The organism is Mesorhizobium sp. M6A.T.Cr.TU.014.01.1.1, assembly GCF_004022765.1.
Taxonomy (GTDB): Bacteria; Pseudomonadota; Alphaproteobacteria; order Rhizobiales; family Rhizobiaceae; genus Mesorhizobium; species Mesorhizobium mediterraneum.
Map to the genome: position 1 here is coordinate 177,343 of NZ_RZPG01000001.1, position 21,513 is coordinate 198,855.

20 protein-coding genes and 1 pseudogene are annotated in these 21,513 nt (G+C 62.5%); 4 read left to right on the forward strand and 17 right to left on the reverse strand.

The features are described 5' to 3' along the window. Positions 1-129: 129 nt before the first annotated feature. The 8 genes from EN885_RS00890 to msuE form a co-directional block, all read right to left on the reverse strand. Positions 130-1,764, reverse strand: coding sequence for a CopD family protein (locus EN885_RS00890; RefSeq protein ID WP_164897743.1), 1,635 nt, complete (start codon positions 1,762-1,764; stop codon positions 130-132). Beyond that, positions 1,761-2,306, reverse strand: a complete 546-nt coding sequence (locus tag EN885_RS00895) for a DUF1775 domain-containing protein (RefSeq protein ID WP_245492953.1) — start codon at positions 2,304-2,306, stop codon at positions 1,761-1,763. Before EN885_RS00895 ends, EN885_RS00890 begins: the two co-directional genes overlap by 4 nt. Positions 2,307-2,325: 19 nt before the next feature. Further along, the gene (locus EN885_RS00900; protein ID WP_128241539.1) at positions 2,326-3,123 is read right to left on the reverse strand and encodes an ABC transporter ATP-binding protein; all 798 of its coding nucleotides are present in this window, start codon (positions 3,121-3,123) and stop codon (positions 2,326-2,328) included. Further along, the gene (locus tag EN885_RS00905; protein ID WP_128241540.1) at positions 3,117-4,136 is read right to left on the reverse strand and encodes an ABC transporter permease subunit; all 1,020 of its coding nucleotides are present in this window, start codon (positions 4,134-4,136) and stop codon (positions 3,117-3,119) included. The genes EN885_RS00900 and EN885_RS00905 overlap by 7 nt, the downstream gene beginning before the upstream one ends. An 11-nt stretch (positions 4,137-4,147) precedes the next feature. Continuing rightward, positions 4,148-5,209: an ABC transporter substrate-binding protein gene (locus EN885_RS00910; RefSeq protein WP_128241541.1), complete on the reverse strand. Its 1,062-nt coding sequence runs from the start codon at positions 5,207-5,209 to the stop codon at positions 4,148-4,150. A 65-nt stretch (positions 5,210-5,274) separates the two neighbouring features. After that, positions 5,275-6,393 carry an LLM class flavin-dependent oxidoreductase gene (locus EN885_RS00915; RefSeq protein WP_128241542.1) on the reverse strand — a complete coding sequence of 373 codons (1,119 nt, stop codon included), beginning with the start codon at positions 6,391-6,393 and terminating at the stop codon, positions 5,275-5,277. Between the two features lie 24 nt (positions 6,394-6,417). Next, on the reverse strand, positions 6,418-7,587 hold the full coding sequence (locus EN885_RS00920; RefSeq protein ID WP_128241543.1) for an acyl-CoA dehydrogenase family protein: 1,170 nt from the start codon (positions 7,585-7,587) through the stop codon (positions 6,418-6,420). Positions 7,588-7,618: 31 nt separating this feature from the next. Beyond that, on the reverse strand, positions 7,619-8,179 hold the full coding sequence (gene msuE, locus EN885_RS00925) for an FMN reductase (RefSeq protein WP_128241544.1): 561 nt from the start codon (positions 8,177-8,179) through the stop codon (positions 7,619-7,621). Between the two features lie 455 nt (positions 8,180-8,634). Here msuE and EN885_RS00930 point away from each other — a divergent pair, with 455 nt between their 5' ends. The 4 genes and pseudogenes from EN885_RS00930 (at position 8,635) to EN885_RS00945 (ending at position 11,585) form a co-directional block, all read left to right on the forward strand. Continuing rightward, the gene (locus tag EN885_RS00930) at positions 8,635-9,312 is read left to right on the forward strand and encodes a peroxiredoxin-like family protein (RefSeq protein WP_128241545.1); all 678 of its coding nucleotides are present in this window, start codon (positions 8,635-8,637) and stop codon (positions 9,310-9,312) included. Positions 9,313-9,348: 36 nt separating this feature from the next. After that, on the forward strand, positions 9,349-9,864 hold the full coding sequence (locus tag EN885_RS00935; protein WP_128241546.1) for a cupin domain-containing protein: 516 nt from the start codon (positions 9,349-9,351) through the stop codon (positions 9,862-9,864). 352 nt (positions 9,865-10,216) lie between these two features. Further along, positions 10,217-10,495, forward strand: a pseudogene (locus tag EN885_RS34040) (hypothetical protein); the annotation flags it as partial. 70 nt (positions 10,496-10,565) lie between these two features. Beyond that, a complete protein-coding gene (locus EN885_RS00945) occupies positions 10,566-11,585 on the forward strand; it encodes an LLM class flavin-dependent oxidoreductase (RefSeq protein WP_128241547.1) in 1,020 nt (339 codons plus the stop codon). Between the two features lie 37 nt (positions 11,586-11,622). Here EN885_RS00945 and EN885_RS00950 read toward each other — a convergent pair whose 3' ends face one another. The 9 genes from EN885_RS00950 to EN885_RS00990 form a co-directional block, all read right to left on the reverse strand. Further along, positions 11,623-12,141, reverse strand: coding sequence for an RES family NAD+ phosphorylase (locus tag EN885_RS00950; RefSeq protein WP_128241548.1), 519 nt, complete (start codon positions 12,139-12,141; stop codon positions 11,623-11,625). Continuing rightward, positions 12,138-12,527, reverse strand: coding sequence for an antitoxin Xre/MbcA/ParS toxin-binding domain-containing protein (locus tag EN885_RS00955; RefSeq protein ID WP_128241549.1), 390 nt, complete (start codon positions 12,525-12,527; stop codon positions 12,138-12,140). Before EN885_RS00955 ends, EN885_RS00950 begins: the two co-directional genes overlap by 4 nt. A gap of 258 nt (positions 12,528-12,785) precedes the next feature. After that, entirely contained in the window at positions 12,786-14,408 is a 1,623-nt protein-coding gene (locus EN885_RS00960) for a GMC family oxidoreductase (protein ID WP_128241550.1), read from the reverse strand. Beyond that, positions 14,405-15,919: an FGGY-family carbohydrate kinase gene (locus tag EN885_RS00965; protein ID WP_128241551.1), complete on the reverse strand. Its 1,515-nt coding sequence runs from the start codon at positions 15,917-15,919 to the stop codon at positions 14,405-14,407. The genes EN885_RS00960 and EN885_RS00965 overlap by 4 nt, the downstream gene beginning before the upstream one ends. Before the next feature lie 24 nt (positions 15,920-15,943). Next, positions 15,944-16,786 (reverse strand): class I fructose-bisphosphate aldolase, encoded by an 843-nt coding sequence (locus tag EN885_RS00970; protein ID WP_095486269.1) that lies wholly within the window; start codon positions 16,784-16,786, stop codon positions 15,944-15,946. Continuing rightward, on the reverse strand, positions 16,759-18,495 hold the full coding sequence (locus tag EN885_RS00975) for a glycerol-3-phosphate dehydrogenase/oxidase (RefSeq protein WP_128241552.1): 1,737 nt from the start codon (positions 18,493-18,495) through the stop codon (positions 16,759-16,761). Before EN885_RS00975 ends, EN885_RS00970 begins: the two co-directional genes overlap by 28 nt. Positions 18,496-18,513: 18 nt before the next feature. Next, the gene (locus EN885_RS00980) at positions 18,514-19,509 is read right to left on the reverse strand and encodes an aldo/keto reductase (protein WP_128241553.1); all 996 of its coding nucleotides are present in this window, start codon (positions 19,507-19,509) and stop codon (positions 18,514-18,516) included. After that, the gene (locus EN885_RS00985; protein WP_128241554.1) at positions 19,506-20,486 is read right to left on the reverse strand and encodes a sugar-binding transcriptional regulator; all 981 of its coding nucleotides are present in this window, start codon (positions 20,484-20,486) and stop codon (positions 19,506-19,508) included. Before EN885_RS00985 ends, EN885_RS00980 begins: the two co-directional genes overlap by 4 nt. A gap of 28 nt (positions 20,487-20,514) precedes the next feature. Then, a complete protein-coding gene (locus EN885_RS00990) occupies positions 20,515-21,504 on the reverse strand; it encodes an ABC transporter permease (protein ID WP_126103135.1) in 990 nt (329 codons plus the stop codon). Between the last annotated feature and the right edge of the window lie 9 nt (positions 21,505-21,513).

The following is a 21,513-nucleotide window of genomic DNA, read 5'->3' on the forward strand; positions in this document are numbered from 1 at the left end:
CAGGCTAATTTCTAGTAATTTAGTAGACTAGGTATAACGTACTGAACTTTCTCCCGATCGGAGAGTCGAATTCTCCTTTCCGGCCGATACCGGGCATGTCGTGCGGAGCCTCGAAATCGGCCGGCCGGTTCATTGCTGTGCTTTCCGGACATCGAAGACATCCGTGAGTGTCACGGAACGAAAATCCGTCACTAGGATGGTGACGCGAACGATCCAAAACCCGTCCAGCGGCAGGACGAAACCATCGGCACTGTAGGTTCCGTCGCTTGCCGGGCTTGCTTCGCGCGTGAACGGGCCGATGCCGTAGGACGGCTTGTCGAGATCGATACTGACGCCGACCGGCTCGAACGGTTTTCCATCCAGAAGCAGATCGCCAACCTCGACCCTCACCGGACCAACGATCGGCGGACGGATCGACAGGATGGCGCCGACGCCCTCCTTCGCAGAGCTGACTTCCTGGACTTCGAACAAAGCCGGGTTTGCCGCGATCGCGCGCGGCGGTGGCGTGAAACGCCACAGGCCGAGCACCGCGATGACGGCTGTCGCAAGACCAATCTCCGCACCGACGCTCCGCGTCAGGCGCAGCGTCGCACTTGCGCTGCCGGCGAGTATGGGGACGGTCAGGTAGAAGCGATTGAGCGCGGCGAGCAGCAGCAGCGCGGCGACCAATGCGAGCTTGGCCAGAAGCACCCGGCCATAGTCGGTGTTCCAGAGCGCCGGGATCGTCTGCACCTGAATGACGGCAAGTGCCGTGCCGGACAGTGCCAGTACTATCACGATCGCGGGAATGAAACGGGAAAACCGCCGCAGGACGATCGGCAGCGCCGCGCCACCCCGGATGAGCACCGCTCCAAGCGGAACCAAGGCGCCAATCCACAGCACCACCGTCACCGCATGGAGAAACACGGCCGGAATGGTGAGGTATCGCGGTGATGCGGTCGAGGCGTGACCTGCACTGGCGACCGTCACGCCAACCAGAAGCAACGCGGCGACGGCGAGCCCGATTCCGAGGTGTGAGCCATTGCTTGCCTGCCCGGCTGCGTAAGCCAGGAAGATCGCCGTCGCCGCCAGCAGCGTCGAACGGCCATAGCTCGTCGCCCACAATCCGGCCTCCCAGACATCAGCCGTCGCCACATCGGAAAACGGCGCGCCCAGCGCATCGAGCCCTTGGAAGCCGACCAGCAACGGCGCGGCAATCAGTCCTGCGAACAGCGCGCCCGTCACGATGCGGGCTCCCGGCGCCGGGTCGGAGCGGCCGATCAAGGCGTTGAATGCCACGCCGCCGACACCGACGATCAGGCCGGCGAGCAGCAGGAAGCGCGCCGACCAGAGCCCGACCCGGACGGAGATATCGGATTGCTCGATCGCAGCCGGCGTCACCGCGCTCGATGCGCCGATCGAGAATACCAGGCCGCCGCCGATCGGATGACCATCGGATGAGGCGACGCGCCACGACAGGACATGCGTGCCGTTTTCCAAGCCGGACGGAAGCGTCAGCACGATCACCGAACCCTTCTCGCCGATCTCCTTGAGGATTTCGGCGCGTCCGCTCGGATGGATCAACCGCGCCACAAGCGGCCGGGCGGGCTCTGAAAAGGTGAGCGTAAGCCGATCCGGCGCCGTCGCGAGAACCGTTCCGTCGGCGGGCTCTGCGCCGATCAACTGGGCATGAGCGAAAGCTGCCGCGACGGACAGCGCCAACGCAAAAACGGCGGCGCAGATCGCCGCCGAAACCCGCAACATCCAAATATGGAACCCGCTCACGATCCGGGCAGGATCCTGATCGACGGCGCCGGGAATTTGACGTCGTCCGATGATCCACCGGCGGGCGGGATCTCGATCCAGCGCTCGACGCCGGTCTCGCATTCCTGGACGATCGGAACAAAGATCGCCGCCACTGCGATGTCTTCCGCCACCTTCGCCCGGAACACGAACTCATCATAATAGGCGGCGTCGAGCTTGCCGCCCGACCAGGCGATCTCCTTGATGACGGCATCGTCATGTCCGCCACGCGCAGCGTGAACGTTTTCGCCGGAGCCATCGCCCTGGGCTTCGATCCGGGTGACGTCCAGCGCCCAGCCCGGCTTGGGCTGCGGCTTGGCCTCCGTCAGTTCCTCGGGCAGCGCTATCCTCACCGCCGTGGTCGGAGATCCTGCGCAGCCATGCGGGACGCGCAGCACGAACTTGACTGTGCTGCCGGCGTTCACCTCCTTGTTCTCGAAGGTGATGTGGGCGTGGGCGGGAAGCGATATCGTAAACGCCGTCAAAGCAAGGGCAGCGCGCAGCCCGTAGTTCAACATCTTCATTTGAAGGATTCCGATCTGTTTACCAGGTTGCGGCGAGGCCGAGGTGACCGAGCGCTTCGCGCCGAAGCTCGGCGAGGCGCGGATCGCCGCGATGGCGTGGGTAAGGGAGGTCGACTTCGATATCGGCGACGATGCGCGCCGGCCGCGGTCCGAAGATCAGCACGCGCTGCGTCAGGAACAGCGCTTCCTCGACATCGTGAGTGACGAGGACAGCGGTCAGCCCCGCCCGCTGCCACAAGCCGACAAGCTCGGTCTGCATGGTTAGCCTCGTCAGCGAGTCGAGCTTGCCGAGCGGCTCGTCGAGCAGAAGCAGGCGTGGCTCGTTCACCAGCGCGCGTGCCAGCGCCACACGCTGCGCCATGCCGCCCGAAAGCTGGTGCGGATACGCCTTGTCGAAACCGCCCAGCCCGACGAGCTGGATCGCGTCATCGACCCTCTGCCTCGACTTCTTCAGAATGCCTCGGGCTTCGAGGCCGAGTGCTACATTGTCCCATACCGTTCGCCATGGAAACAGAGTCGGGTCCTGGAACACCATGATGCGCGAGGGATCGGGATCGCCGACGTTTTCACCATCCACCTTCAAGTCGCCTTTGGTCGGATGATCGAGACCGGCAAGCAGTCGAAGCAGCGTCGACTTCCCGCACCCCGAGGGACCGAGCAGCGCGACGAACGATCCCGGCTCGACAGAAAAGTCGATGCCGTCGAGCACCGGAAGCGGCTCCCCCTCGAGTTCGAATTGATGGAAGACGCTCTGGATGTCGATCTTCTGTCCGGCCGCGGTGGATGCCGCTGCCGGGTTCGTTGCAACGGCTACCATCTGACGAGGCCCTTCTGCCATGAAAGCGTCCAGTCACGCACCTTAAAGAGGATGGTGATCAGGCTCGAGCACATCAGCGCCATGACGAGAAGTGCGGCATACATGTTGGCATAGGCCGCCCATCCTTGAGCCCATTGCAGATACCAGCCGAGACCGGCCTTGACGCCGAGCATTTCGGCAACGACGAGCACCGCGAAGGAGGTGCCGAGGCCCATGAAAAGCCCCACGAAAACATGCGGGAGTGCTGCCGGTATTGCCACCTTCAGGATCAGGAAGGACGGTTTTGCGCCGAGCGTGCGGGCGATGTCGTAATAGTCCCGGTTGACGCTGGCGATACCCGACCAGGTGAGAATGGTCACGGGGAAGGCCGTCGCAAGAGCAATCAGGAATACGCTTGCCGATCCGCTGGTCGGAAAGATGAAGAAGGCGAGCGGCAGCCAGGCCGTGGCCGGCAGCGGCCCGATCAGTCTAAGCACTGGATGTACCCAATAGCTCGCTGCCCGCGACCAGCCGATGGTGACGCCGGTGACGAAGCCGGCGAGAGCACCGAAGAAGTAGCCCTTCGCCAGCAAGAGCACCGAATACCAGACGCTGATGCCGAGCCTGCTCCAATCGTCGAAGAACACCTCCAGGATGCTCTGCGGCGACGAGAAGAAGGGGACGGGCAAAAGGCCGGTTTTGGCCGTCACGATCTCCCAGCCAGCGACGACGAGCGCGGCGGCAAGGAACCAGGGCCCGTAATAGCGGGTGGTGGTCGCGGCAGCTCCTAAAAGCCGTCCCGTTGCCGCGACGACGATCAATCCGAGCGCGATCACAAGGGTGATGATTGCCAGCTCCCGGGCGTAAGGCTGGGGGATAATTTCCGGCCAGAGCTCGATCAGCGCGGCCACGCCGATCCAGCTGGCTGCCGCCACCAACCCAAGCACCCAGATGCCAGCACCCGCCTGCCTGGGGGTGCTGTCCAGAGCCGAAGTTTCAGCGCGCTCCGAAAACGCCGGGTCGATCGAAGTCATTGTTCCGTCTCCTACGCCGTCAGCACATCGGCATAGACGCGTTCTGCAAATTCCTGCGGATCGGTCGAGTTCTTGAAGACCTGCACGTCACGCAGCTCCTGAGCGTAGAGCCTGATTTCCTCGCGTAGATCCGAGCCGGTGGGGTTGTGGCCGTGCGTCTGGTCGAGCAGAACGCCCACCAGTTGTTCGACCGTCTTGTCCTTCGGGGCCTGCGGCAGGAACGCCTTGGCGGCAATCTCCGGCTTGGCGACGGTCAGATCCTGCGCTTCGAGCAGGGCTCGGGTAAGAGCCGACGCCGTCGGCAGATCGTCGCGCACGAGGCTCCCCGACAGGCCGACGATGCAACAGACGCGGTTTTCAAAGCCGTGATCGAGATTGGATGCGATCTGAAGGTATTTCGGATCCTGCAGCCAGAAATACGCCTTGGGGTCACCGTCGGCGATGGCGTGGATTTCGCCCTTCTCGGCCGCAAGTTGCAGCAGTTCGCCCGGATACTGACGCCATTCGACGTCGGCGACCGGATCGAGGCCTTCCTTGTGGAGCAGGATCGAGAAGAAGTTCTTGCCGGGGCTGGCGAGATCGGAAATGCCGATCGTCTTGCCCTTGAGTTGCTTGAGGTCCGTGATGCCGGCCGACTTGAGCGCCACGAGGCGCGAGCAGCCGCCATGGGTGCCCGCCGTGATCTTGACGTCAAAGCCCTGTTCCAATGCTTTCAGCCAGCGCAGCGCCATGCCGACGCCGCCATCTGCCTTGCCGGTCGCGATGGCTTCCAGCAGCGCTTCGGTCGAGGCGCCGAAATTGACCAGTTCGACCTCGAGCCCGTACTTCTTGAAGATGCCCTGCTCCTGCGCGACGAAAACCGGCGCCAGGCATATAGCGGTGGCGTTGGTCGCGAACTTGATCTTCTTCAGTTCGCCAGCCGGCGCCGCGGCCTGCGCCCACAGGCTGCTTGCAGATATCGCGCCGAGGGGTGCCGCGAGGCCGAGCGCGCCTGCCGTTTTCAGGAATGAGCGGCGATCGAGTCCGTCGATGAGCGAGTTGTTGCTCGCCGACGCAAGGGTCTTCCAGGTCATGTTCGTTTCTCCTGAGTGTGCCGATTTGATGGGAGCGCTCCGCCCGTTGGCGGTGCGCATGGGAATTATTCAGCTGCCTGCACATGCGGCGACACGTTGTCCCGCTGCGCGATGAGCGCCCGCACACGGGGGATCAGATCGCGGCCATAATGGAAAGCGTCTTCGAGCGGATCGAAGCCGCGGATGAGGAAGGTCGAAACGCCGAGATTGTAATAGTCGAGCATGGCCTCGGCGACCTGGTCGGGCGTCCCGACCAGCGAGGTCGAATTGCCGGCTGCGCCGGTCAGGGCTGCGATTTCCGTCCAAAGCCGCTTGTCGAGCCGCGCGCCTTGCGCGGCCGCGGCCAGTAAGCGCCGCGAGCCTTCGTTCGGCGGCTGGGCGGCACCGCTTTTCGCGTTGACGTTGATCAGACGCTCGCCACTGGCGCGCAGGGCCTTGGCCCGCTGCAGTGTGCGGTCGGCCTTCGCCCACGCTTCCTCCTCGGTGTCGGCCAGGATCGGGCGGAGCGAAAGGCTGAAGCGTGGCGAACGGCCATGAGCAGATGCGGCGGCGCGGATGCGATGGATCGTCTCGGCCACCTGCGCATAGGTCTCGCCCCACAGCGCATAGATGTCGGCATGCTTTCCGGCGACGGCGATCGCGGCCTCGGACGAGCCGCCGAAATAAATCGGAACGCCGTCCCGGCCCAGCGGCTTGACCTCCGAGAAGCCACCGGCGACGCGATAGTATTTGCCGTCATAGTCGAACGGTTTTTCGCTCGTCCATTCCTTGCGCACGATGTCGAGATACTCGCTCGTGCGGGCATAGCGCTCGTCCTTGGTCAGATGGTCGCCGTCCTGCGCCAGTTCCTGATCGTTACCGCCGGTGATGATGTGGACGGATACCCGGCCGTCGCTGAGATGATCGAGGGTCGCCAGTTGGCGCGCGGCAAGTGTTGGCGCAGTAAAACCCGGCCGGTGGGCGATCATCAGCTTCAAGTTTCGCGTGATGCTCGTCACATATTGACCGACGAGAATGCTTTCGGGCGAGGTGGAATGGAAGGCAAGCAGCACCCGGTCGAAGCCGCCGTTCTCATGGATGGCTGCAGCCGCCGCGATGTGGTCGCGGTCGATAATTGGGCCGGAGCGCTCGATCGTCTCCGAGGCGTTGAAATTCCCGATGTAACCGATGAATTCGACTGGCATGAAAACCTCCGTCGTCCTTCTTGTTCAGATGCCGAGAGCAAGCCGCCCGGCCCCGAGCCGGACCGTGTCTTCCTGCGGACTGTGAATGCGGCCGCAGAGCACGTCGCGATGATGGCGCTCGAGCGGGTTGTTGCGTGAGATGCCGTGATTGCCGGTGAGCTTCAGCGCCTTTTCGACGGCCGCGATCGCGTTTTCCGTGGTGACGACCTTGATCAGCCCCGCATCCGACAGGGTGAATGGGAGCCCGTCGTCGACATCGCGCGCAGCCGACGAAATCAGCCGGCGGTTGACCGCGATCAATTCCTCGATCTCGCCGACCGCCTGCTGGATGCGGGGAACGGCGGCCAGCGGCTGGCCGAGATTGGTCGGCACGCGGTCCTTGAGAAAGCGCACCAGCCAGTCACGCGCGGCTTCCGCAACACCGGTATAGAGCGCGCCAGGCAACGTACCGAACCACGCCGCCTGTCCCTCGCCGCGCGTATCCCACTCGGAAGGGAGGCGGATATCGGCGGCGTGATCGAGCGGAACCCGCACGTCCTCCAGCACGGCGTCGTGGCTTCCGGTGGCGCGCATGCCGAGCGGATTCCAGGTCTTTTCGATTCGCAGTCCGGGCGCATTTGCCGGTACCAGAAAGCCGCCCACGCGCGGCTCGGCTTCGTCCGTACGCGCCCAGACGATCGCCCAGGTGAGACCTTCCACGCCCGTCGAATAGATTTTTCGACCGCTAATCGACCAGCCGTCGGGCGTGCGCCGTGCCGTAGTGGCGGGCAGCCCTCCCCGTATCGGAGTGCCGAGTTCAGGCTCGACGCGGAACGCGTTGATCAGCGCGCCGTTCTCAGCAGCGTCACCGACCACCTTGCGTACGAGATGCTCCGGCCAGCGGCTCTTTGGCAGCGTTGCAAGGTTGATATACTGCATGATCAGGATGAGCGCGGTCGACGGCTCGCCGCGGGCGATTTCGCGGATCACGTCGGATGCTTCGGCGAGGCCGGCGCCAGCGCCCCCGAATTCGACCGGCGCCGTCAGGGCGATAAGACCTGCATCATGCAACCGAAAAATGTTCTCGTGCGGAAACGCAGCGCTCTCATCGTATTCGCCGGCGGTCTCGGCAAATATTCGCGCCAGTTCGGCCGCCACCTCCACGGAATTGCGCGCGGTCGTTACGGTTCTTGGGCGAAGCGGGGTGACCGTCATCTGCTCATCCCTTTTGCAACTGACGACGGCATCACTCGGCTGCCACAGCGTGATGCAATGCTTGCGGGAAGAATGCGCCGAGCTCGGCGACTGCCTGTTCGGCACGGCGGCGGATGGGCTCGGAAGCGAGGCGGTAGTCGGAAAAATCCCGGTCGGCCGCATAGACGGCGCTTGGCAGCGTATGCGCCATGAAGAAGCCGAAGAGCGGGCGAAGCTGATGCTCGACGATCAGGGCATGACGGTCGCCGCCGCCCGTCGCAGTCAAAATCACCGGCTTGCCTTGCAAAGCAAGCGGGTCGATCAGGTCGAAAAAATGCTTGAACAGCACGGTATAGCTGCCCTTATAGGTCGGCGACCCCACGACCAGAACATCGGCCGAAATGATCTTCTGCACGACCTGCCGAGCGGATATGTCGAGGTCGTCATGGCGCCGCGCATTGCCGAGCGAAGGACCGATATCGGTCAGGTCATAGAGTTCGGGGCGGAGGCCGTATCGGTCGCGCACGAGCCCGGCAACGGTCTCCACCAACGCGTAAGACTTTGACGGGCGGCTGAAGTTGCCGACCAGGCCGACCAGTTTTCCGTGAGACATGCAGGCACCTTGTCGTTGAAATTTCAAGGTTTTTTCGATCGAGCATTATAGGGCGCCAGAAAGGAGGTGCTGAGGCGCCTTCAATGTCTACAATATTTATAGAATTTAAAGACAAGGAGTCTGGGATGTTTCGAATGTTCGCGGTCCGTTAGAATATCATGCTTGGTGCGGAGCCATTCATGGAACCGCGGCGTCGGCACTTGCCGGCGAGCCGCGTGTCGGAACGGGCTGATGTTCCCCCGGCCTTGGCTTGCCGATTTCGGTCGCCTGCCGATCAGGCTCGGCAAAACTCTGCGGTCTGTCCGCTCGAATTAGACAATTCGTTGCGCGGTGAAATCTTCCGCGCAATTTTTTATCTCGCGCCGCCAACGCGCAGTCTTATCCTGAATGGAACGCGATGGCCTCGCCATCGTCCTTGCCGCTTCGGCGGCTAATCTCACCGACAGAGAAGGCCAATGGCACAAGCGCAATCGCTCAACGAAACCCTTGCTGAATTCCAGGCCAAACGGGCGCTGACGATGCCGGCCGACAAACTGAAGATCAATGTCGAACAGCGACGACTGCTCGTCGACACCGCAGACCGTTCGGCCTTCGTGAAAGCGGGCGATACCGTGCAGCCTTTCAAATTGATGGAAGTGGACGCCGGTCCGCTGTCGCTCGCAGCACTTGTGAAGAACGGGCCGCTCGTCCTGATCTTCTTCCGCTTTGCCGGTTGTCCGGCCTGCAACATCGCCCTGCCCCACTACAGCCAGTATCTCGCTCCCGAACTGCGCAGGCTGGGTGCTACTCTGGTCGGCGTAAGTCCGCAGGTCCCCGAAAAGCTGCGCGACATCAAGGATCGCCACCGACTGGATTTCCAGATTGCGACCGACGCCGACAATTCACTGGGACGCCGCTTCGGCATACTCTATTCCTTCGACGAACCCTCGCGCCGCCTTTCGGCCGAAAGCGGGAGCCCGATCGGCGAGGTCACCGGAACGGGAACGTGGGAACTGCCCATGCCGACGGCGATCGTCATCGACCGGTCGAGCACGGTGCGGTTCGCCGATGTCAGCCCGGACTGGCTTGCGCGGACAGAACCGGCCGATATCATTGCGGCCGTCCAGGCCATCACGGCGCGCGCCGCTGCCTGACCTGAACGACCGGCACAGAGAACGGAAGAGACGATTTTGACCAAGGACCACGGCCACGACGACCATCATCATCACGATCATGACCACGGACACGACCACACGCCGGTCGACTGGCGCGAGAATGGGGTAAAGGTCATCCCCGGGAATTCGCTTGATCCCAACACCGCCCAGACGCCGGGAATGAACCGGGCAACCGCGATCAGCAAGGCACGGGCCGGCGCCGAAAAGATCTGGGCAGGCACCGTGATCATCCACGCCAACGCCAAGACCGGCGCGCATCACCACGGCGATTTGGAAAGCATCATCTATGTCGTCAAGGGCAAGGCGCGCATGCGCTGGGGCGAGAGCCTGGAATATGTTGCGGAGGCCGGCCCTGGCGACTTCATCTATGTGCCGCCCTACGTGCCGCATCAGGAAATCAACGCCAGCCGCGACGAGACGCTGGAATGCGTTCTTGTCAGGTCAGGCCAGGAGCCGGTGGTTGTCAATCTCGACATCGAACCTGTGGAAGCACCCGAGGAGGTGCTTTGGATTGATCCGATTCATCGGTGAACTTCCGGACCTCATGGAAATTGCGACGAAGCCAAGGGGCTCGATTCGGCGCAAGTTCGCGCGCCATGGATTGCGCTCTCGCAAAGTCAGCTGAGCCACACACGGCTAATTATGGATATGACGCCGAATATCGTCGTGGGACTGGCGGGCGTCGCCAGCAAAAAGCCGCCTCAAGAGCCGTCGGCCATCCTGTCGCAGGAACGAAAATGCAAGAGAAGGAGAACTTTCGTGTGCAGTATTTGCACACGACCTCCCATATCTATTTGATTTCGTTTATTTGTCCGTCCCATCCATCATTTCCGATGCCTTCTCCGCGATCATCACCACTGGAGAGTTGGTGTTGCCGGAAATGATCGTCGAGCGCGCGGCCCTGGTCGCCGGCGTCCGCGGCGACCTTGCCGGAGGGCGAACGGGCGAAGAAGTTCGCGGACCATTCACTGAGCGCTGGCCCTCGCTTTCGTAAGCCGAGGTCGACGAACGCTATGTGCAAAAACAACTCGGCCATGCCTCCGCCGGGATGACCCGCCGCCATCAACGCCGCAGAGACCAGTTCCGGGTCAACCTGACCAAGGCTTGCAGGCTCGAGGGGCAAAAAGCCCGCCCTACCCTTCTTCCCATCTGCCAGGTCTGAATTGGCGTGGCAGGCGAGCGGTTCAATAATTAGATAACGAGAACGCCTTTCACTCTGACGTGGCATTCTCATGAAAAAAATCGGGTTTCTGTCGTTCGGACACTGGGCGCCCTCGCCACAATCGCAGACGCGATCAGCCTCCGACGCTCTGCTGCAATCCATCGAGCTTGCCGTTGCTGCCGAGGCGCTGGGCGCCGACGGGGCATATTTCCGTGTGCATCACTTCGCACGGCAACTCGGCTCGCCATTCCCGCTGTTGGCGGCAGTCGGCGCCAAGACCAGCCGCATCGAGATCGGCACAGCGGTGATCGACATGCGCTACGAGAACCCGCTCTACATGGCCGAGGACGCCGGTGCCGCCGACCTGATCGCCGGCGGGCGTCTGCAGCTGGGCATCAGCCGCGGCTCGCCCGAGCAGGTGATCGACGGCTGGCGCTACTTCGGCTACGCCCCGCAGGAGGGTGAGAGCGACGCCGACATGGCCCGGCGGCACACGGGAGTGCTGCTCGAAGTCTTGCGCGGCAAAGGCTTTGCCCAGCCGAACCCGCGGCCGATGTTTCCAAACCCGCCCGGCCTGCTTCGCGTCGAACCACACTCGGAGGGTTTGCGCGACAGGATCTGGTGGGGCGCCGCGACCAATGCAACCGCTGAATGGGCGGCGAAACTGGGAATGAACCTGCAGAGCTCCACGCTCAAATTCGACGAGGGCGGAAGGCCTTTTCACATTCAGCAGGCCGAACAGATCCGGGCCTTTCGTGCAGCCTGGAAAGCGGCCGGTCACGAACGCGAGCCGAGGGTGTCGGTGAGCCGTAGCATCTTCGCGCTGGTGGACGATCGCGACCGCGCCTATTTCGGCAGCAACGAGAGCGAGGATCATTTCGGCTACATCGAAGCGGACAGGCGCGCCGTGTTCGGCCGCACCTATGCCGCCGAGCCGGACGGCCTCATCGAGGAACTGAAGAAGGACGAGGCCATTGCGGAGGCCGACACGCTGCTGCTCACCGTTCCCAACCAGCTCGGGGTCGATTACAACGCGCATGTCATCGAGGCGATCCTGACCCATGTCGCCCCGGCCCTGGGCTGGCGCTGACGCCTGCGGCCAAAGCCCCTGCCCTTCCGCGAATGCTTCATCGCCAGGACAGCTGGTCCTTCGGCAGCCGGCCGCTCGGGTCGAACACGTTCACCTTGTGCGGAAGATCCGGACCCCAGTCCCACAGCACCAGGTTGCGGTCCTCCGTCTCGGCGCCCGGAGCAAAACTCGGAACCAGAATACCGGCAATGCCTTGAGGCCGCAATCGGTCATAGATGGACCAGGATGCAGGGCGCTCTCCCCCGCTGAGAGCCGTCGCCCAGGCGCAGGCCATGTCCGCGAGCGTAACAGAAGATTCTCCTCTCCCCTGCTCCGCTGTCAGATCAGTGACGCCCCCGCAGTCCACCTCATAAGAGCACAGCACGCAGGGGTCGATCCGATGTGCGAAACCTTGGTTGGCTTCCTTGACCGCTGTCATGACGGTCAGCGCCAGATAAAGCGCCGGCACGCCTTTGGGATTGAATCGGGCACCCCTGATCGCCGCTCCATCACCGGAAGTCGGCTTGAATGCCCAACGTGGATCATGCGCCCCGTAGCAGGTTCCGACAAACCTCAAGCAAAGCCACCCAAAGCCATATGATCGAGATAGTCGCGAACGGCGGCGGCTTTGCCTTCCTTCACGAGGGCTTCGGCGGTGCGTCCGCCGAACGCTGGCAGCGGCTGGGCTCGGTACCAAGCCATGGCCTGTTCCTTGCCGCCCGCCCAATCGGCCACGCGGCTGATGATCTCGAGCATTTCCCGTAGACGCCCCTGTGTCTTGGCCGTGCGGCTGCGCTCTAGCCGATAGAGGGTTTCGCGAGCAAGACCGGCAGTCTCCGCCAGTTGGCTCTTGGACATTCCAAAACTGCCCGCCACCTGGTCAATGGCAATTTTCCCGGCCCGGTCCATATAGGACAAAACCAGAGATTCATTCTGCACCGGTATCTTAAGGGCCTTACCCATAGACGTCCTTTTGTCATACTCACAGTCACATTTACTGTGCAAAACATATGACAGTTATCGACCGTCTTCAAGTCCGGGAAGCCGATGGCATCTCCAACCGAGCAGTGTGCCCGCCACGGGCCGTCCGATGTGTCAACGTGACGTGCTGCGCTTCGAAGCACTTGTCCTACCTCTGTCGAACACATCGATTCGGCGGGACGCCGAGAATCGCATGCACTGCTCATTCGTTTCAGTTTAGCTCAGATGCGCCACCGACGATCATTTCTCACGGTTGGCGTCCTGCAAGATCATTTTCGATGCCTTCTCCGCGATCATGATCACTGGAGAGTTGGTGTTGCCGGAAACGATCGCCGGCATAATCGAAGCGTCGACGACGCGCAGGCCAGAAATGCCGTGCACCCGCAGCCGACCGTCGACCACCGCCATCGGGTCTGCGCCCATCTTGCAGGTGCCAACCGGGTGGAAAATCGTCGTGCCGATATCGCCGGCCTTGCGGACGAGATCTCCGTCGCTTTCATATTGCGTACCAGGCAGCATTTCCTCGGGCGCGAAACGGGCGACGGCGCGCGCCTTCATCAAGCGGCGGACATGGCGGAGCGACGCTACCGCCACGGTCCTGTCTCCCTCGGTGGACAAATAGTTCGGCCGGATCTTCGGGGCAGTCTGCGGATCGGGCGTCTCTATGTGGACGGTGCCGCGGCTTTCCGGTCTGAGGTTGCAGACCGAAACCGTGACCGCGGGGAAGCGATGCAGCGGCTCGCCCAGCCTGTCAGTGCTCAACGGCTGGACATGGTATTCGAGATCGGGCGTCTCCAGGCGTGGGTCGCTTCTGGCGAAGATGCCAAGCTGGCTCGGCGCCATCGACAGCGGTCCGGTGCGACGAATGGCGTATTCGACGCCCATGGCCGCGCGGCTGAACAGATTGTGGTAGCGCTGGTTTAGCGTCGAGGCATTGGCGACCTTGAAGACTGTGCGGATCTGCAGATGATCCTGCAGGTTCTCGCCGACGCCACCCAATGCGTGGCGAACCGGGATTCCTGCTGCGCGAAGTACGGCAGGTCGGCCGACGCCGGAAAGCTCGAGCAGCTTCGGCGAATTGATCGCGCCAGCGGCAAGTATCGTCTCGCCTGCCCGCGCACGATGCAACTGACCGCCCATGCGGAAGACAACGCCAGTGACGCAAGCTCCGTCGAAATCCAGGGTCTCGGTCTCGGCGCCGGTCACGACGCGCAAATTCGGCCGCCGCAGCACGCTCCGCAGGAACGCTTTCGAGGTATTCCAGCGCACGCCCTTCCTCTGGTTGACCTCGAAATAGCCCGACCCCTCGTTGGTCCCGCCGTTGAAATCCTCGGTCCGGGGGATGCCGAGTTCCTCGGCAGCATCGCGGAAGGCATCCAGGATTGGCCAGGATAGGCGTTGGCGCTCGACGCGCCATTCGCCACCGGCGCCATGAAGGTCGTTGGCACCGCCAAAATGGTCCTCCGACTTGCGGAAATATGGAAGCACGTCATCCCAGCCCCAGCCAAGATTTCCGGCTTGCCGCCAGCCATCATAGTCGGCCGCCTGGCCGCGCATGTAGATCATGCCGTTGATCGACGAGCAGCCGCCCAGAAGCTTGCCGCGCGGATAGTTGAGCGCACGACCGTTCAGCCCGGCTTCAGGCTCGGTCTTCATTAGCCAATCGGTGCGCGGGTTGCCCATGCAATAGAGATAGCCGATGGGAATGTTGACCCAGTGGTAGCGGTCACTGCCGCCGGCCTCCAGAAGCAGCACGCGCATGCCTGGATTGGCCGACAGTCTGTTGGCCAGCACGCAGCCGGCTGAACCCGCGCCGACGATGATGAAGTCGTATTGTCCAAAATCGGCAACGGTCTGTGTCAATTAGAGGTCCGTTCGCTTGCCATCCTGTCCCATAGCGGACCCATGGCCTGGTTGATCTCGCCATACAGACGATAGCGCTGCTCATAGAACGGTGCGATCTCGCTATTGGGCTTGTAGAAGCGGTCGGGCGCGGTCATCGCGGCGGCGCCCGCCGAGAAGTCGGCAAACAAGCCGACACCCGTTCCGGCTGCAATTGCAGCTCCCAGTGCACCAGTCTCGCGGCTGCGCGCCACGGTCACCGGCACGTTCAGCACATCGGCGAATATCTGCGGCCAGATGGCGCTGCGCGAGCCGCCGCCCGAAAGCACCGCCTGGCTGACATTGGCTCCCGCTTGGCGCAGCGTCTCGACATGGCGCCGATGTTCGAAGACGACACCCTCGAACAGTGCGCGCAGCATGTGCGCCCGCGTGTGCCAGCCGGCGATACCGTAGAAACCTGCACGCGCCTTGCCGTTCTGCTGCGAGCCGTAGAGGAATGGATGGTAGATCGGGATGTCTCCCGCGGGATCGACGGAGGCAACAAGCTCGCTGCAGATCTCGAATGGCGATGCGCCTGCCGGCGGCGCATGCTCGAAGAACTCACGAACGATCCACTCGAGATTTGCGGCCGAAGTGGCGCTCGATTCGATGGCGAGATAGCGCACCGGATCGAATGTCGACAGCATGAAGATCGACGGATCGCGGATCGGCTCTTCGGTGATAACCTGGTTGATGCTCCAGGTGCCGGCAATGATGGAGGCGGCGCCGGTGCTGGTGACACCCGAACCGATGGCGCTGGCGACGACGTCGAACAGGCCAGCCACCACAGGCGTGCCCGCCTGAAGGCCGGTGGCGGCGGCGACATCGCGCGTGATATGGCCGGCGATGTCGGAGGCTTCCAGCACGTTCGGCAGCAGTTTCATGCAATCGTCGAGACTGTAGGCGGCCAGCAACTCACGCTCGTAGCGTCGGTCAGGCATGTGCAAAAGCCCGCAGCCCGACATATCCGAGGTCTCGGTTGAGCGCGCGCCGGTGAGGCGGTTGACGACAAAATCCTTGCACAGGAAGACGGTGCCTATTCGGGCAAAAAGCGCCGGGTCATGGCGCTTGAGCCACGCCAGCAGAGTCGGCGTCTGCGCCGCCCAGGGCCGTTGCAGGCAGTGGACATAGGTCCGGTCGCCAACGCCCGCGGCCGCCCATTCGCTCACGATGCCAACGCCGCGCGTGTCGAGCGACTGGATGCCGAGCAGCGGGTCGCCACCGCGGTCCAGCGCGTAGAGCCCGTTGCCGTGGCCGGCGCAGCCGATTACCGCGATGTCGCTGGGGTCGATGCCCGACTGGTCGAGGCACTGGCGGATGACCTCGACGGCGTTGCGCCACAATTCGCCGAGGTCCCGCTCGACATGGCCGGGCTTTGGCATGCAGGAGCGGCCATCCCGAGCGGCGAGCGCGAGTTCGCGACCGTCGGTGTCGAAGATGATGGCCTTGATGACGGTGTTGCCCGCATCAAGACCCAGAATGTATTGCTGCATTGAAGCTCCTCCCAAGCGCCAGGGTTATTCTTGTTGGTAGAGCTCCCAGGCCGCCGCGCCGTCCGCATTCTCATGGATGATCGCCATCAAACCTCTGACCACGGCACGAGGGTTGGAATGCTGGTATATGTTGCGGCCATAGACCATGCCTGCCGCGCCCTGCGCCATCAGCGCCGCCGACTTGTCGAAGACGGCGCGCAAATCCTCCCTGCCCCCACCGCGCACAAGGACAGGACAGCGCGCCGCCGCCACGACCCGGTGGAAGTCGTTCGGATCGGTGGTCGGGTCCGCCTTGATGATGTCGGCGCCCATCTCGCTGGCGAGCCGGGTCAGGGTGACGATCTTTTCGGGGTCGCCGTCGACCATGTAGCCTCCGCGCTCCGAGTTGGGCAGCATTGCCAGCGGCTCGATCATCAGCGGCAGGCCGTATTTTTCGCAGTCGGCGCGAACGCGGGCAATGTTGTGGACGCATTGCCGGAAGAGATCCGGCTCATCGGGCAGCATGAACAGATTGACGACCACGCAGGCGGCGTCCATCTCGAGCGCGCCGATCAGTGGCTCGGCTTCGTTCTGCAGGATGGCCCACATCGAGCGATGGCGGGTTTTGTTATATGGATTGCCCATGTCTATGCGCATGACCAATGCTGGCTTGTCCTTGCCGGGCAAGGACTGCAGCAGATCGGCCTGACCATAATTCATCTGAATGGCGTCCGGTCCCGCGGCGACCAGCTGAGCGACAACGCCGGCCATATCCTCTAGCCCTTCGAGGAACGACGGCTCGTTGCACACGCCATGGTCGATTGCGACGTCGAGACAGCGCGCTCCGCCGAACAACCGGTTCATGCGGACTTTCTTGTTGATGCGCATTCGGCGCTCCTTCCTTGGTCTTTTTTGGATAGCTGGTCGAGATCGACGCCGTGCCGGCGTTGCAACAAAGCGAGGAAATCGGTGCGCTCGAACGCCTTGCGCGTGGCGTCCCAGTTCTTTTCGACAGCGAGAATGTCGAGAACCGCATCGAGAAGGTCGGCCGAGAGCGCACCGGTAATTGCGATTGTCGTGCGGCGGAGCAGCAGATCCTCCAACTGCTCGACATATTCATTGGCGATGAGATATCGAACCTCCCGGGCCGAGTAGTCGCTGCCGGGCAAGAGCTCGTCATGTCCCGCTGCCATATGGGCGGCGATGGCATCCGCCGCGGTACCGTAGCGCTCGAAAAGTCTGCGCATGCGCTCAAGCGACAGGCCGTGCGCCGTCGCGCGTTCTGCGCACCATTTTTCGGGAGCAATGGGAAAATTCCGGCCGCCGCCGATCGGCATGTTTTCGGTGCCGACGACGCGCTGTCGGCGCAATCGCTCAAGCACGATATCCGCTGCCAGTTCGCCAAACGATCGGAAGGTTGTCCACTTCCCGCCGATCATACAGAGCGTCGGCGGCAGCATACCGGCGCCCTCGACGAGTTCGCAGAAATGATCGCGGGGTATGCGCCCTGTAAAACTGTCTTGGCTTATCGGCAGCGGCCTCACCCCGGTGAACTGAAAGACGATGTCGCTATCGGCGATCTCAATCCCGGGAAACACGAAGGACAGTGACTGCAGAATGTATTGCCGCTCGTCATCCATGCAGCGCGCTTGGTCGGGATCATCGACACGGATATCAGTCGAGCCGACCAGCACGTTGCCGAGATAGGGGAACAGGATGCAGATCCGGCCGTCCTCGTTCTCGTAGTAGATCATGTGGCCGTCGAGCGCGTCATGAAGCTCGCGATTGTCGACGATCAGATGCGAGCCTTTGGTGCCGCCCATAAGCTTCGGCGCAACGGCTCCGATCGCCGAATTGGTCAAGTCGATCCAGCCGCCTGTTGCGTTGACGACGAGCCGCGGCTTCACGGCTACCGTTTCGCCGGATAGTCCGTCGTTAAGCACCAGGCTCGCGTCGTCGAGCGATACGCGTGCATAGTTGAGCGCCCGGGCCAACGGCTTCTCCTTCATGGTATCGCACAGCATCTCGGTACCCAGCCGCTCGGGGTGGCTGACCCAGGCATCATAGTATGTCGCCGAATTCCGGATAGCAGGATTGATTGCAGGCCAGACCTTGAGTGTCTCAGCGCGGCTTCTGAATTTATGCATCGGGACGACACGCCGTGCGGCGGTGAAGAAGTCATACATCGCCAAGCCGGTCTTGATGACCAATGCGCCGCGCCGGCCCGGACGACGGCTTAGCCCAAGGAAGCGGACTGCGCCATTTGCTATGCCTGAGAACAGGTCGAAGATCGGCACCGTGGTTGGCAATGGCGCGACATAGTGCGGCGCGTTCTTCAACAGCCGGTCGCGTTCGAGCAGAGATTCGCGGACCAGCTTGAACTCACCGTTTTCAAGATAACGCAAGCCGCCATGAACCATGCGCGAGAGGGCTGCGCTGGCGCCGGAGCAGTAATCGCCCTTTTCCGCGAGCAGCACATCGACGCCCTGCAAAGCGAGTTCGCGAAACACGCTGATGCCGTTAATGCCGCCGCCTATGACGAGCACGTCAACATCGGGGTTCTCGCGCAAGCCGGCGATCGTCTGGATGCGATTCATCTCAGGATGCGCTTTCGATCACGCATCTATCGCCACGAGATGCCCGGCCACCGCCGCATCGACGGCCGCCAGTTCCGCGGCGCTCAGCGAAATCTCCCCTGCCCTGGCGTTGTCGACCGCCTGCTTCGCGTTTCGCGCCCCACACAACGCGAAGGTGATGCCGGGCTGCGCCAGCGTCCAGGCGATGACGATCTGCGCCATGCTTGCCTGGTGGACCTCCGCGACCGGAGTCAGCGCATCTTTCAAAGCCGCTACCTTGCGCCGGTTGGCCTGAGAGAAGCGCGGATTGTCTTTGCGCTGGTCGTCGCCGCTGAACTCACGCGCCGGATCGATCGCACCCGAAAGCAGGCCGAGCGCAAGCGACGAGTAACTGAGCGCAGCAACTTGATGCTGGCGCGCGAACGGCAGCAATGTCTGCTCAATCTCGCGATCCAGCATCGAATATCTCTCCTGGATCGCGTCGAGCTGGCCAGCTCCTACATAACGCTGCAGCTCTGCGGCGTTGAGATTGCTTGCGCCGATGGCGCGGATCTTGCCAGCTGATTTAAGGCGTTCGAGCGCTTCCATTGTTTCGGCAATGGATGTCGTCGGGTCCTGCCAGTGGGTGATGTAGAGATCTATATAGTCGGTGCCGAGCCGCCTCAGGCTCTGCTCCACTTCATAGGCGATGCCGTCGGCGCCCAGATATCGGTTCACCGGCTTTCCGTCCTGATCAAAGAAGTGGTTGCCCTTTTTCGTATGCCAGTTCAGGCCACATTTGGTGGCGATGACCGCGCGGTCGCGCCGGCCCTTGATGGCCTTGCCGACGATCTCCTCGCTGCGGCCGAGACCGTAAGCCGGCGCGGTGTCGATCAACGAGACGCCGGCATCGATGGACGCCTGGATCGCAGCGATCGATTCTGCTTCATCGGTGCCACCCCACATCCAGCCGCCGATGGCCCAGGTGCCGAGCCCTACTGCCGAAGTGACAACGCCGGACTTGCCGATCGAGCGGGTGATTTGTCGAGAATTCATGCTGCATTTCCTTCGGCGAGCTCGAGGATTTTCAAGCCGGTGGTTTCGTCGGTGACGAGGATATCGAGGTGGGAGCCGCGCATGGCACTGAGGATCGGGACCACCTTGCTTGCGCCGCTTGCAACCCCGATCGACTGCGGAATGGTCGCGAATTCCTCGAGTGTCAGCGAAACGAGTGAGTGGTTGAGGCGGTAGTCCGCGATTTTGCCGTTGCCGTCTATGAGATGGGCGAGCAGTTCGCCCGCCGCGCCCGAGCGCTCGATGGCCAGCCGGTCGGCGCTTGAGGACGGGTGCAGATCGTAGTAGCTCGAATCGTCGGTCAGGATGGAACCGATGCCGACGACCGCAAGCGTTGCCTCCCGCGCCTTGCTGAAGACGTCCGAAACGGCCCGGACGCCCATCAACATGTCGCGTTGGGCCGGGCTGTCGGCAAACAGCGGCGCGTGAATCTGATAGGCGCGCCCGCCGAGCTTGTCGGCCATCAGAGACGCGACATGATTGACGTCGGTGTAATGCTTGCCCTGGACCAGGCCGGTCGCGGGAACGACCTCGACATCGTAGCTGCGGTTCGGCTTGAGGCCGGCGACGACGGCACTCACCCCCTTGCCCCCGGTTATGGAAATCGTATCGCCGTCCTTGATCGTCTCGAGCACCAGTCTGGCCGCGGCCTCGCCGACGCGCTGGAGCGCGGTCTGCGGATTGTCCGATACGGAAGGGACGACGACGGCCCTTTGGATGCCACCTATCGCGACAAGTCGCGCCTCGATGTCGACCAGTTGCTCGATCGGCGACTTGATCTTGATCTCGACAAGCCCGAGTTGATGACCGCGTTTGATCAGCCGGTTGACCGTCGCATGCGAGATGCCGAGCTCCTTGGCGATTTCAGCCTGCGTCTTGCCTTCCATGTAATGAAGCACAAGCGCCTGATACATCTGGCGGACGATCGTGATGTCGTCCCGCGAATTGGTTGGTGACATGATGGATGCTCAACTCTTGCGCTGCTGCTCAGGATTTCCTGCTGTGCAGGAAGTGGTCAATCGATACCGCCGCGAGCAGGATGCATCCCTTGATCATATCCTGCCAATAGACGGAGACGTCGAGCAGGATCAGCGAACTTGTGACGACGGAGAGCAGCGCCATGCCCAGTATGGCGCCGAAGATGGTGCCCGAGCCGCCATTGAGCGATGCCCCGCCAATCACGGCCGCGGCGATGATGTTGAGCTCCATGCCAGCGCCGAAGGTCGGGGTCGCAGCGCCAAAGCGCGACATGTAGATGACGCCGGCAAAGCCCGCGAGGGTCGAGCAGAGGACCGTGACCCAGAATTTGACCTGCTTGGTCTTGATGCCCGAAAATTGAGCCGCCTTCTCGTTGCTGCCGGTATAGAAGACCTTGCGGAACGCGGTGGCGCGCCGAAGCAGGAAATCGAAGATGGCCACGACCACGACAAAGATTACGATGACATAAGGCACATTGCCGAAGCTGCCCTGGCCGATCGCCTTGAACCCGGGCGGCAGGGTGAACAGCGACAGCGGGGTTCCCTTGGTGATGACAAGGCAAAGCCCGCGCACGATCACCATCGCCGCCAGCGATGTGATGAAGTGATTGAGCCCGATGACGGTCACGAAGAAGCCCATCGCCGCGCCGACCAGCGCGCTGGCGCTTATGCCGATGAGGCTCGCGGTCCACGGGTCCAGTCCCATCAGGAAGAGAGCGCCTGAGACGACCATGGAGAAGCAGACCACCGATCCGACGGAAAGGTCGATGCCGCCGACAATGAGGAGTATCGTCATGCCGACCACGACGATGCCTTCAATGGAGAAGCTCATCAGCATCGCGCGGAAATTTCCCCAGGTCAGGAAATGCGGCGAGGCGAATGTCATGGCGATGCACAGCGCCAGCATGATTGCGATCAGCCCCGCTTCGCGCATTGACCCCAGACGCAGCCAGTTGCGCCCGCCAAGCCCGGGGGCGCTGGCCTTGATTTCAGCGTCCATGAGGGTTCC